At 45.3% G+C, this 13211-nt stretch carries 11 protein-coding genes; all 11 read right to left on the bottom strand.

Translation table 11 applies throughout. The annotated features are described in order from the left end of the window. Window positions 1-19: 19 nt before the first annotated feature. The 11 genes from NSQ66_RS08475 to NSQ66_RS08425 all read right to left on the bottom strand — a co-directional run bounded on the left by NSQ66_RS08475 (window position 20) and on the right by NSQ66_RS08425 (window position 13189). On the bottom strand, window positions 20-1696 hold the full coding sequence (locus NSQ66_RS08475) for a trypsin-like peptidase domain-containing protein (protein WP_076141383.1): 1677 nt from the start codon (window positions 1694-1696) through the stop codon (window positions 20-22). A gap of 237 nt (window positions 1697-1933) precedes the next feature. Next, window positions 1934-2587, bottom strand: a complete 654-nt coding sequence (locus NSQ66_RS08470; protein WP_036684464.1) for a response regulator transcription factor — start codon at window positions 2585-2587, stop codon at window positions 1934-1936. 3 nt (window positions 2588-2590) lie between these two features. Then, window positions 2591-3667: a sensor histidine kinase gene (locus NSQ66_RS08465; RefSeq protein ID WP_036684466.1), complete on the bottom strand. Its 1077-nt coding sequence runs from the start codon at window positions 3665-3667 to the stop codon at window positions 2591-2593. Beyond that, a complete protein-coding gene (gene liaF / locus NSQ66_RS08460; RefSeq protein ID WP_036684468.1) occupies window positions 3668-4741 on the bottom strand; it encodes a cell wall-active antibiotics response protein LiaF in 1074 nt (357 codons plus the stop codon). Window positions 4742-4980: 239 nt separating this feature from the next. Further along, the gene (locus NSQ66_RS08455) at window positions 4981-5124 is read right to left on the bottom strand and encodes a hypothetical protein (RefSeq protein ID WP_156113077.1); all 144 of its coding nucleotides are present in this window, start codon (window positions 5122-5124) and stop codon (window positions 4981-4983) included. A 146-nt stretch (window positions 5125-5270) separates the two neighbouring features. Further along, complete coding sequence (locus tag NSQ66_RS08450; RefSeq protein ID WP_235219506.1) at window positions 5271-6119, bottom strand: 3D domain-containing protein; 849 nt, start codon at window positions 6117-6119, stop codon at window positions 5271-5273. Between the two features lie 136 nt (window positions 6120-6255). Further along, entirely contained in the window at window positions 6256-8196 is a 1941-nt protein-coding gene (thrS, locus tag NSQ66_RS08445; protein WP_036684469.1) for a threonine--tRNA ligase, read from the bottom strand. A gap of 506 nt (window positions 8197-8702) precedes the next feature. After that, a complete protein-coding gene (locus NSQ66_RS08440; RefSeq protein ID WP_036684471.1) occupies window positions 8703-8873 on the bottom strand; it encodes a toxin-antitoxin system HicB family antitoxin in 171 nt (56 codons plus the stop codon). A gap of 11 nt (window positions 8874-8884) precedes the next feature. Next, window positions 8885-9727: an SPFH domain-containing protein gene (locus NSQ66_RS08435; RefSeq protein WP_036684473.1), complete on the bottom strand. Its 843-nt coding sequence runs from the start codon at window positions 9725-9727 to the stop codon at window positions 8885-8887. A 525-nt stretch (window positions 9728-10252) separates the two neighbouring features. Then, on the bottom strand, window positions 10253-11389 hold the full coding sequence (gene mqnC / locus NSQ66_RS08430) for a cyclic dehypoxanthinyl futalosine synthase (RefSeq protein ID WP_036684474.1): 1137 nt from the start codon (window positions 11387-11389) through the stop codon (window positions 10253-10255). A gap of 627 nt (window positions 11390-12016) precedes the next feature. Continuing rightward, window positions 12017-13189 carry a PLP-dependent transferase gene (locus tag NSQ66_RS08425; RefSeq protein WP_076141382.1) on the bottom strand — a complete coding sequence of 391 codons (1173 nt, stop codon included), beginning with the start codon at window positions 13187-13189 and terminating at the stop codon, window positions 12017-12019. Window positions 13190-13211: the final 22 nt, after the last annotated feature.

Raw genomic sequence — 13211 nt, 5'->3', positions numbered from 1 at the left:
TGTGACTTACCGTCCGGTATTATTGCTGCTGACTTTGTTGTGTAGTCGTTGTATCAAAATCATTTTTGTTACCGATGGTAACTGAAAGATCCATGGTTTTACCATCGCGCACAACATTTAATGTTACTTTGTCTCCAACTTTTAACGTTTGAATGAAGGTAATCAGATCTTGGTTGGTTGCATACTTCGTTCCATTCGCACCGGTAATGATATCGTAAGGGCGCAGGTCAGCGGTATACGCTGGGGATTTATAGATAATATCTGCAACCACAGAACCTTCTTTAATATCCGTACCCATTTGCTTAGCAACCTCATCTGTAATCGTCATAAGAGTTGCACCAATGAAAGGTACCGGCTCTTTCGGAATGGCTTGGTTGGCTTCCAGTTTATCTACGACTTCTTTAATCGTATTCACAGCGATTGCGAAACCAATACCTTGAGAATCCGTGCTGACGGCTACGTTCATCCCGATTACCTGTCCGTTCATGTTAAGCAACGGACCCCCTGAGTTACCCGGGTTGATAGAAGCGTCGGTTTGCAGCAGATTTTTGTAATTACGTGTTCCACTGCCATCTTCTTCGTTAATATCAATACTGCGTCCTTTTGCACTAAGAACACCGGAAGTTACAGTATGGTCGAAGCCTTGTGGGTTACCGATAGCAACCACTTCTGAACCTACCTTTATGCTATCCGAATCTCCAAGTGCTACGGTAGGGAAATCACTATCTCCTTCAATTTTAAGCACAGCCAAATCCAGATCTTTGCTAGAACCTAGCAGCTTCGCTTCATAAGGCTTGGTTACGCCATCGACGGTTACTTGGATTACATCAGCATTGTCAATTACGTGCTGGTTGGTCAAAATATAGCCGGATTTCTCATAAATGAAGCCTGTTCCAATTCCATAAGGGATAAGCTGTGATGAAGAATCCGATCCTGATTTGGAATCCTGTTCATTTTGTGAAGAACCATTTCCACTGTATTGATCCCCGAAGAAAAATTGTGAGAAGGGATCACTCAGATTCGGGCTGGATGAGCTTCCATTACGCGAATTAGTTTTCACTAATGTCTCAATCTTAACGACTGCTGGTCCCACTGCATCAACAACACCTGTCACATCACGAGATCCAGTCACCAAGGATGTAGTAGAAGTAGAAGGCGCAACACCTGCACTCTCGCCCGTTGTCTTCGCCGTTCCATTCGTTCCGGAGCTAGTAGCAACCGTTGTAGCTGTATCTCCCGTAAACCAGTTACCTCTGTCTGCCATATACATTGAGCCCGAGAGAACGACCATACCGGCTAGGAATGATACCAGCACTGTTTTTAACGAGCTTTTTGGTTTTTTATTATATTGCCAGCCGCCGCCACCTTCAGAACCGCCACCGCCATTTCCTCCGCGGCCACCACCATTGCCATCATAGCCAGTGGTACGAAGTGATGTGTTATATGGTAAGGGCTTTACAGGCTGTGGAGGTGTAACCTCGACCCGTTCTGGCTCCATCCGATTGTAGTGCTGCGCGCCTCCGTCAGCGTTATTCTCATCTTTGTTCAAAGATTTAAAAGGTCCGTAAGAATAGTAGTAGGATGATGATCCTGTTTCAGATGAAGTATTATTATTGCTGCTATTGTTATTATTGTCCCATTCCCGATCTGGTGCTGGTCCATTGTCGCGATTGAAGTTGTTTTTGTTATCGTCCATGTTTATCTTTCCTCCTGCTTCCTGTCGCCGTGACAAGGATTAATTTGTTTTCATGTTCTTATTTTGTACTTTAAACCTTAAGGTCACATTAAAAACAATTTAAGCGCAGATAAAAGATATAGGCAAATGGGAGGAGATTATACAGGGAAGCAGAAAAAAGAAGCTCGGGCGCGAAAAAGGTCGCGGCCCGAGCTTCTAAAACCATTTCAAATAGTAATGCACCTTAGTCTACAAGTCCTACCCCTGAGCCCAGCCCTTTCGATGAGCGTAAATAGCCAACTGGGTACGGTCATCAAGCTCGCATTTCATCAACAGATTGCTGACATGCGTCTTCACTGTCTTGATGCTGATATGTAGCTCCTCACCGATATCCTTATTGGTCTTGCCCTCAGCTATAAGCAGCAGGACTTCCTTCTCACGCTCTGTTAAACCGGAGGAATCACCTTGCACGGTGCGCTGGCGTATACCACGGGTCAGCGCCTGTGACACATCACCCGTCATGACGGGCATGCCGCGGTAAGCCCCTTGTAGTGCGTAGATTAACTCTTCTGCCGACACTGTTTTGAGCACGTAGCTGACAGCACCAGCCTCTATAGCATCTACAACAAGATCATCCTCCAGAAAGCTGGTGAGGATCACGATTTTGAGGCCAGGAAATTCAGCCAGCACTGCTCTTGTGGTCTCGGCACCATTCATCACAGGCATCATCAAATCCATCAGCACGAGGTCAGGCAGACCTTCATGTCCACCAGCACGCAGCATCTCCAGCGCCTCTTGTCCATTCGCCGCCTCACCGATGACCTCGAATGTAGGCTCCAGCATTAGATAAGTTTTGAGGCCCATCCGTACCATATCATGATCATCTACGAGCAACACTTTTATGACACTCATGCTCTACTCCTCCTCGTCCTGTGTATCTGTTCCTAACGATCTATTCTGCTCTAATTCTGGGTTCCCTTGAACAAACTTAGGAATATGTACACGGATCGTCGTTCCCGCACCCTTGCGGCTAATAATCTCCACTTGCCCACCCAGTTTCTCCGCGCGTTCGCGCATGGTGGTGAGACCGTAGGAGCCTTGTTTTTGCTGCACATGTTCAAAACCTTGACCGTCATCACTAATACTCAGCACAACTTGTCTTGATCCTTCACGCAGTGATAGGCTGACCAGTCTAGCTTCAGCATGCTTCACAATATTCGCCATCGCCTCTTGAATAATTAGGAACAGCTGATGTTCGATCGCTTCCGATAACTCGCCCTGAAGTTCGAGCTCCTTCATTCCTTTTAAGCCATTCTGGCGACAATAATCGGGAAACCATTTTTCCAGCGCCTCGAACAGATTTCGACCTTCCAGCTCCACTGGACGCAGTTGTGCAATTAATGCTCTCATTTGTTTTTGTGCCATCTGAGACATTGTAATCAACTGGTCCATGACCATTTGACCTTGAGCTTCATTGACCTTCAGAACTTTAGGCAGCGAAGAAGCGGACATATGGATGGCAAAAAGCTGTTGGCTCACCGTATCATGCAGATCCCGGGCCATACGCCTTCTTTCCTCCAACACCGCACTCTCCGCTGCCTGTTCCTTCTCAATAACCTCTTGTTCACCCAATCGCTGTAGAAGCTGCATCTTATTCTCAACCGTATCCATCATGACATTAAACTCGTGATACACTCGGGCAAAAGACTGATCGTCACTTTCTGGCATCCGTACGGACAGATTTCCTTTGGCTACCTGCAGCATATTCAGATCCAGATGATCAATCCGGCGCTGAATCCGCTGGCCTGCCATGTAGCCGATAACTACAGTGAACAACACAATCCCGAGACATAAGTACAGCCACATCCGATAATCCTTCACTTCGATATAACCAAGGCAAGTGCCTGCATACATCAATCCAGCGCTTACCGCTCCAGTGAGCAAAAAGTAAAACAACAGCAACCATTTGGTATTACTGAAGATTGTCCCCATCTAACCCACCGTTTTAACTTTAATGTCACCTATAAATGCACTTACATTTATACGGACTTTTTTGCCTGCTTCTTTATAATAAGGAGTCTTGCACTGTACACTGCTCATAAACCCACTGCGAGACTGATCCAGAACTTCCATATCCCCGATAAAAGAACTGCTGTTCACCGAGATGCCAAGATCCATATCATTCGGAATGTACACTTTAATGTCGCCTATAAAAGCGGAAATATTAATCCTCGTTTCGCCATAAGCAATTTGTGCATTCGTCAGATCCAGTACGGTATCGCCGATAAACTGCGAGATATTCGTGTTCTTCAGTTGGAAATGCTCGCGCCCCATGTGGACATCTCCGATAAAAGCAGAGCGATTGGTCGATTCCTTTTGATTATTTGATTCATGGAATTCCTCATGCCATTCACCATGTCTACGAGCATGACGCTCATGACGTTCCTGACGTCTGCGCTCGTGTCGTTCCTGCTTCTCTTGCCAACGTGCTTCAGCGCCGGACTTATAAGATCCTGTTTCGTCCTCATCGTCTTCTTCATCTTTTTGAAGATAGTCCTTCCAGTCGCGTTGACCAGAAGCCTTGCCGAATTTTTGCTCAAATTGTTCATCAAGTGTGGAATCCAGCGGTTTGGGCGGCTCCACATCTAGTGAGCTTTTTCCTGAAGGAAAGTGATCTGGTGGTGACGGTGGAGCTGGTGGCACAGGTGGTACTGAACCGCGTGGTTTAAAAATCACATAAAGTCCGCCGCCAATCAACATGACTGGAATGAACATTTTGAAAAAATCCCCGGCCGAAATATCAAACCAATCTAAATTCCGTCCAAGGAAAAACACTCCGATCGCCAGAAAGAAAAAGCCGCCGATAGGTGAAGAACCTTTTGATTGCTCCTCCCCTGTACCTAAAAGCCGTTTCATTCCCATTAGGATCAAGATAACCGGCCAATAATTCGAAATCAGGTAACCTAAGCTGAAATCAGTGTAACCCAATTGTCTCAGTAGAAACATAGCTCCAATCCCTATCAGGATCAGGCCGCCTAAAACCTGGCTGGTGAACCTTCTTTTCATGACTCATTTCCCCTTTAAAGTAGTGGAACGCTCTCTTCTTCAATCTTATAGCCTTAGTCTACAGGAATGAAGTGCTGAGAAACAGCGGCGAGAGAAGGAACTTCCCCTCAGTCTCTAGACTGAGATGAATGGGATAAAATTCTATTTACTTCATTATATATGAAAAAAGACTGTCCCTCAGTAATTAACTGATTTGGACAGTCTCTTTTTTTCAGCAGTCTTCTGCTTCAGTTAGCGCATTATTGTTGCGGTTTCTGAGCTGGTTTAGAAGTATTTCCACTTTGCTTAGTAGCGCCGTCATTCTCAACAGCAAACTCAGCATTGTATTTTTCATTTGGTGTTTTGTAATTTTCTTGTACTTTAGATTTCTTGTTATTGGCCACGGAATTCACCTCCTTTTCTCTTATGCAGCATAGAATATGCTTACTAAGAGAACATCTCGGAAGAGGCAATTGCTTTGCCCCAGTCCGTATTATGGCAAGGTGATGTCACTATTATGCATGACCAAGTGAAAATAAGTTCAATCCCATTAAATGGATTCTTCGAGCAGGGATTGCGGCACTGCTTTGTAAGTCTCAATCGCTTGGCTCAGCTTCTTCAGCATGACTTCCGTGCAAGTCCCGTTACCACGCTTAATGAGTTGAACTACAACCGATTTTTTGCCCCATTCCTTATACACCTGTTTCGTAGTAGCAAAATACAGATCAATCTTCCGCCCTTTAATAGCCGAGCCCGTATCAGCAACTATGGCGTATCCATAGCCCGGTATATAAAGAATACTACCCAGCGGCAAAACCTTAGGGTCAGCAGCAATGGTTGAGACTGTATTCTTATCTCTGCGCACTTTTACACCTGAATAGGTGATTCCATATTCGGGATGCTTAGATGTTTTACCTGTAGATTCATAACCCGCAGTATAGCCAGTCGCCATTACTTTCATTGAAGTAATAATCTGGTCTTCCGCAGGAGCGGCTACAGGAATAGAATTTGGTAACTGTTTTGAGGATCCGCTGCCACCATTTGTTTTAGTGGTTGGAGCTTTGGTGCTCTGCGGTGCCTTTGTCGCTGCTGGTTTATTTTTTGTTGTTGCAGGTAATACAGGTGCGACGGAATGCGCCTCGTTTGACATTAGTGTGGCGCGGCCAGTCGCAAGAACGACCTTATCATCTGTGGTTCTCATAAACACAGAATTAGCTTTGGTATATTGCAACTCGTTCGATAGCGTTTTGTTAATACCCGTGTGCTGTAAAGTGTCTCCTGTCCCAATGGCCCCTACTGCCTGTTGCTTAGATTCTGGAATGATTCCAGCAGCGGTCAATAGCAAAACGATGGTGACAAAAAGACACCAAAACCTCTGAAATATGCCCATTTTGTTCATGTGATAAACCTCCCCCTTATTAGCGAAGGTTTCCCGATTCACAAAATTTTATACATGAAGATCAGAAGTTGATCCTCATGGGCATATAACAGAGGTCTTATTTAGACGTAATTTTGGTGTTGTTAATTACAAGAAATTAGGAAATCACACGATCAGCAATTTCCTGAGACAAGAGCTCAATCACTTCTTGAAGCGGCTTAGCTCCAATGTCGCCTTCCCCGCGTTTACGGATGGAGACCGTCTGAGCGTTCATCTCATTCTCGCCAACTACGAACATGTATGGCAGTTTCTCAAGCTGAGCTTCGCGGATCTTATAACCCAGCTTCTCATTGCGGAGATCTGCCTCAGCAGAGATACCACGGCGACGCAGCTTGTCTGTAACTTCCTTGGCATAATCGTCGAACGCTGTCGATACAGGAATTACTTTAACCTGCTGTGGAGATAACCAAAGCGGCAGCGAGCCCGCAAAGTTCTCTAACAGGAAGGCAACGAAACGTTCCATAGTACCCAAGATTCCGCGGTGCAGAACGACTGGACGGTGTTTTTGACCATCATCACCGATATATTCCAGTTCAAAACGTTCAGGCAGCAAGAAGTCGATTTGTACAGTAGACAGAGTCTCTTCTTTACCTAATACAGTTTTAATTTGCACATCAAGTTTAGGACCATAGAATGCAGCTTCGCCTTCTGCTTCGTAGAACGGCAGTCCTGCTTCCTCTACTACCTCACGCAACATCCGCTGTGCAGTTTCCCACATTTCGTCATTCGCATAATATTTCTCTGTATCCTTAGGATCACGATAGGACAACCGGAAACGGTAGTCATTAATACCAAAGTCACTGTATACCTGTTTAATCAATTCGATTACACGAATGAACTCGCCTTTAATTTGGTCCAGACGGCAGAAAATATGGGAGTCATTAAGAGTCATCGAACGTACACGGTGTAATCCAGTCAATGCGCCTGACATTTCATAACGGTGCTGGATACCAAGCTCAGCAATACGGATCGGCAGATCACGGTAGCTGTGCATCGAGCTCTTATAAATCATCATGTGATGCGGGCAGTTCATTGGACGAAGAACAAATTCTTCATTGTCGATAGTCATCTTAGGGAACATATCCTCTTGATAGTGCTCCCAGTGTCCTGAAGTTTTGTACAGTTCAACATTACCCAGAACTGGTGTGTATACATGCTGATAGCCAAGACTTGCTTCCAGATCTACGATATAACGCTCCAGAATACTGCGCAATTTGGCACCCTTAGGCAACCAGATTGGCAAGCCTTGTCCTACCAATTGATTAAATGTAAAGATTTCAAGCTCTTTACCAAGCTTCCGGTGGTCGCGTTTCTTCGCTTCTTCAAGCAGGCGAAGATGCTCATCAAGCTGAGCTTTTTTAATCCAAGCTGTGCCGTATACGCGTTGAAGCATCTTATTCTTGCTGTCGCCACGCCAGTAAGCACCAGCTACATTCATCAATTTAAAGACTTTGATCTTGGCAGTCGACGGCACATGCGGTCCGCGGCATAGATCGAAGAATTCACCTTGTTCATAGATAGAAATCACGCTATCTTCAGGCAATGCCTCGATCAATTCCAGCTTGTAAGGATCACCTAGCTCACCGAAAATTTCAAGTGCTTCCTTGCGGCTAACTTCTTTGCGCACGATCGGCAGGTTCTCCGAAATTATGCGGTCCATTTCCTTTTCGATTTTGAGCAAATCTTCAGGATTTAGAGGATGTTCCAGATCCATATCGTAGTAGAAGCCATCTTCAATGACCGGACCTACACCAAGCTTAACTTCTTTTGTTCCGAACAAACGTCTAACCGCTTGAGCCATCAAGTGAGCTGTACTGTGACGCATAACCTCCAGACCTTCAGGTGAATCCAAAGTTACGATCTCTACCAGTGCGCCCTCTTCAAGGGGAGTAGATAAATCTACAACGATACCGTTCATTTTCCCCGCTGCTGCATTTTTGCGCAGGCCACTGCTAATAGAAGCTGCTACATCATCAATACTGCTACCCTCTGCGTATTCACGGACAGAACCGTCCGGAAGCTTAATACTTACTGACATTGCTAATTCCTCCTTCATATAATTAAGCCTAACGGCCCTTTAACCTTTGCGGAACAATAATATCCACGCACACAAAAAAACGCCCGTCCCGCAAAGGGACGAGCGATTACACCCGTGGTTCCACCCAAATTCGATTCTCTCTAGCCTCCCTTGAAACCTCAAGCGGAGTGAAGATAGAATCCTTCGTAAGCATGGAGTAACGACCATGAACCGGCAGTTCTTACTATCCCATTGCAGGGAGTTCAAAACGGCAGCTACAAAGGGGTAAATCGAAAGCAGGATGCCGGAGGAAATTTCAGCCTAAGTTTCCTCTCTCTGAACGGTCCAGAACAATCAACTCATATCTTCGTCAATGCTGTTAACGTGAATTATGGAGTAATTATAAATCTGTCCTCTCTGACAGTCAAGTCAGAAAAGGGTCCAAAATGATAGAAACTCAGGCAGAAGACACACATAAGGACTGTTCTGGCAGCCAATACATGGATGCCGAAACAGTCCTTTTGTGGTTATTCCTCTCGCCGTTTTTTTTCAGGTAAGCGGCCTGCACGTTTCAAAGACTCACGCAACAAGTATTCGATATGTCCGTTTACGCTGCGAAATTCCTCTCCCGCCCATCGTTCCAGCGCCTCATGCAGATCCGGATCGATCCGCAGTGGAAAGCTTTTCTTGGCCGCCATGATGCACCGCCTTAGTACAACGAGCCGGCGTTAATGACCGGACTCGCTCCGCGCTCCGACACGATCGCAACCATCAGATTATTGATCATCGCCGCTTTGCGTTCCTCATCAAGCTCAACTACGCCGCTTTCTTTAAGCTGTTTAATCGCCATATCGACCATGCCTACGGCGCCTTCAACAATGATTTGACGAGCGGACAGAATTGCAGATGCTTGCTGACGTTGCAACATTGTACTGGCAATTTCTGTGGAATAAGCCAAGTGTGTAAGCCGCGCTTCAATGACCTCCACACCAGATATCGACAAACGTTCTTGCAGCTCGGTTGCCAATTCTTTAGCAATCTCATCTGCATTAGCCCGCAGGGACATGCCCGATTCATTGAAGTTATCATACGGGTATTTACTGGCTACATGACGCAGCGCTGTTTCACTTTGGATTTCCACAAACGCCATATATTTATCTACATCAAAAAGCGCTTTTGCAGAGTTAATTACCTTAAATACGATAACTGCAGCAATTTCAATCGGATTCCCTTCCACATCATTAACCTTCAGCTTGACACTGTTAAAGTTACGCACGCGGAGGGAAACCGTCTTGCGCAAACTGAACGGAATGACTGCAAACAAGCCACTTGTCACGATAGTCCCTACATATTGCCCGAAAAAGGTAACTACGACCGACTTATTGGGCTGCACAACCGTAACACTTGTACATAATACCCCAGCTACAACGAACAGAATGACTGGCACTGCGACATACTCTTGAACTGCACCATAAATTCCCCCAGCTAAACAAACTGCAATTAAGGCGAGAACCCAAAATCCACTGACAGGACGAAGCGTTTTCTCTTTCATAAAAGCACCCCCAATAGATATTCTTTTGATATGATTATGATATCACTTTTGGAAAATAATGTGAATAGGTAAAAAGAAATAAAAAATGAATTTATGTTCACATTTATATAAAGTTTCGTTTAAAAAGGCGTACTCCACACCAACCTTAGTTTGTGTAGTTAACCTTAGTTCATAATGTTCGTATACCTCAGCTCTATGGACACTAATGCTCTTATACGCCACATTTTCCGATATCCCCCATGCTATCGGACCACACAGTCGCTATTGCGCTAAAAACCAGCCTATATGAGGCTCTTTTCAAGGATACCGTCGCTGGGGTCGAACACCTGCTCAAAAGACGCTGAATTTACGAATTAGGTCCGCTGGGTCCATACGCCTAACGGATGATATAACAAGCGAAGATTCAGATGTGTTCTGCAATGAGGCTTGCTAATGATCGTAATCCTAACCTTACAAAAAAACGCTTGATGCTCATTAGTCCACTGAAGGATTAACAAGCATCAAGCGTTGATTAATTAATATATATTAGTTCTGCATTACAAAATCATTATCAATCTTCGCATTAGGATCATCGAACACCCGCAGAATATCATAACGTGTATTCCGCTGCGCTGGAACTTTGCCTGCTTCGCGAATCAGCTGAGTAATCGACTCGATGTTTACCTTGTAAGTCGCACCCGCCGAAGATACTACGTTCTCTTCAATCATTGTGCTGCCGAAATCGTTGCAGCCATATTGCAAGGAGAGCTTGCCGACCTCTGGTCCCATAGTGACCCATGAAGATTGGAAGTTCTTAATATTATCCAGCACAAGGCGACTGATCGCCACCGTCTTCAGATACTCCTCAGGCGTTTGTCTGTCCAGCTTCAGGTTGGTATTGTCCGGCTGGAATGTCCATGAGATAAAGGCCAAGAAACCTTCAGAATCATATTTGTTGGCAATACACTCATCCTGAGCCTCACGCACACGTAGTAAGTGCAAAGCACGTTCCTCCATACTTTCCCCAAGCCCAATCACCATTGTCGCTGTGGTATTCATACCCACTTTATGTGCCGTCTGCATTACATCCATCCACTCGCGCCACGAGCCTTTTAGTCGGCTGATTTTGCGGCGTGTACGGTCATCAAGAATTTCTGCGCCTCCGCCTGGCAATGAATCCAGACCCGCAGCATGAATTTCACGAACCACTTGTTCCAGTGGTAATCCTGATACTTCTTTCATCTTCATAATCTCCGCAGGAGAGAAGGAGTGCATTGTAATCTCAGGGAACCGTTGCTTAATTCCGCGCAGTATATCTGTATAGTAGCTAAATGGAAGGTTAGGATTAGTTCCACCTTGCATAAGAATTTCTGTACCATTAACAGCAATTGTTTCAGCAATTTTTTGATAAATCGCCTCATCTGGCAGCACATAGCCTTCATCCGAGCCTGGTCTGCGGTAAAAAGCGCAAAAACGGCAGTACACATCACATACATTCGTATAGTTAATATTACGGCCAATTACAAATGTGGCTAACGGGTCCGGGTGCCAGCGTTCCATAATAGTGTTTGCAGCAGCACCCATTTTCTCAATTTCGTTGCTCTCGAATAGTCGGATGGTATCTTCCAATTGGAGACGGTCGCCCCGCAGGGCTTTATCCAAAATAAGATCTATCGCACTCATCGTTCGCATCCTCCTTTTAAACCCTTAGGGATATGGTAGATTCACAAAATCACAAGAAAAAATAACGTTGTCGTCCTTTAGAGATAACAACCGTTTCTCGTAGTAACATAAGGATAAAGTAAGTATGTAACTTATACCTTATATTTTAATAAATGAACAGTTCATTTCCTCATCGTATCACAATCTGAACAGCTTGAAAAACTTTTTACTTTCTCAGCAAGATACCATCCAGCAGAAAGAGTCCTTACATTGCTGCCTGCACCCGTTGAATCAAAATTCCCTGAGGCTGTCGGACACAGATGACGTTATTTGCAAGTTTTTAGCCTTTAGAGCATAGTTATGGACTCCAGTGATGCTATTCCATGAAAAGAGCCTCATGAAAGCTGTTTTTTAGCGCAATAGCTGCTGTGGAGTCCGTTAACATTCCAAATGTGGAATAATGCTGCGTTTAAGGTCAGCTGTGTCCAATAGCGAAAAGTCCAAAAAGAAGAGCTATCCCAGCAGCCAATTCCCGGCTTATGAGACAGCTCTATTTCATCCTCAGTCTAACACCAGTTCTAAATCAACGGTGAGATAGATCCTCGATATTTCCCAGCAATTCGGTGCCGATCTGGGTTGCCGTTACTTTTACTTCGTTTCGATTTCCGCCCGCGCAGCCTCCAAAGCATGACCCAGATCAGCAATTAGATCCTCCGCATGTTCAATGCCCACCGAGAAGCGCAGCAACCGATCATCTACACCCACCGCATTCCGAATTTCCACAGGAATGTCCGCATGCGTCTGTACTGCAGGATAGGTCATTAACGATTCAACCCCGCCGAGGCTCTCAGCGAAGGCTATAAGCCGGATATGACGAAGCAGAGGTTCTACGTATCTGGCATCTTTTAATTTGAAAGAAAAAATTCCGGTATTGCCCGAGGACTGGCGATTCTGAATTTCATATCCCGGATGATCCGGCAGGCCTGGATGGAACACTTCCGCAATCGCCGGGTGCTCTTGTAGATAGCGGGCAATTGCTAGTGCATTACTCTCGTGCCGTTCCATACGCAGAGCCAGTGTCTTCATGCCTCTCATCAGCTGATAACTGTCTGTTGGCCCAAGCACAGCGCCAATAGAGTTATGTAGAATCGCTATTTCAGCGGATAATTCAGCCCCTTTAGATACAATAAGACCAGCAAGTATATCATTGTGTCCGCCCAAATATTTGGTAGCACTATGGACTACAATATCCGCACCTAATTCCAGAGGACGCTGGAAAAATGGAGTCAGCAGTGTATTGTCTACAATTGTGAGCAGCCCATGATGACGAGCCCAAGTAGCAACGGCTGCAATATCCGTAACCATCATCAAAGGATTCGTTGGCGTTTCAATAAATATCGCCTTTGTATTTGGAAGACGGGAAGCCTCAAGCGCATCCAAATCATTCGTATCTACATAGGAAGCAGTGATTCCAAACTTGGACATAATTCGTTCCAACAAACGATAGGTCCCGCCGTAAAGATCCAGCGAAACGATCAAGTGATCGCCTTGCCCAAACAGGGTAAATATGGTTTGAATAGCCGCCATCCCAGAGCTACAGGCAAAACCTGCATCACCAGACTCCAATTCCGCAGCCGCATTCTCCAGTACGGAACGGGTCGGACTTTTGGTACGGCTATAATCGAAACCTGTGCTCTGCCCAAGCTTCGGGTGACGGAATGCCGTAGCATTATAGATAGGAAAATTAATGGCTCCGGTAGCCGGATCTTCTTGTGAACCTATTTGTGCCAGTCTGCTTTCAATCCTAAGTTTGTCGTCCATGATAAATGCCTCCTAAATTATA

The organism is Paenibacillus sp. FSL H3-0329 (genome assembly GCF_037963285.1).
Taxonomy (GTDB): domain Bacteria; phylum Bacillota; class Bacilli; order Paenibacillales; family Paenibacillaceae; genus Paenibacillus_AQ; species Paenibacillus_AQ odorifer.
Note: the sequence above shows the minus strand (reverse complement) of the source record. Positions and strands in the feature narration are given on the sequence as shown.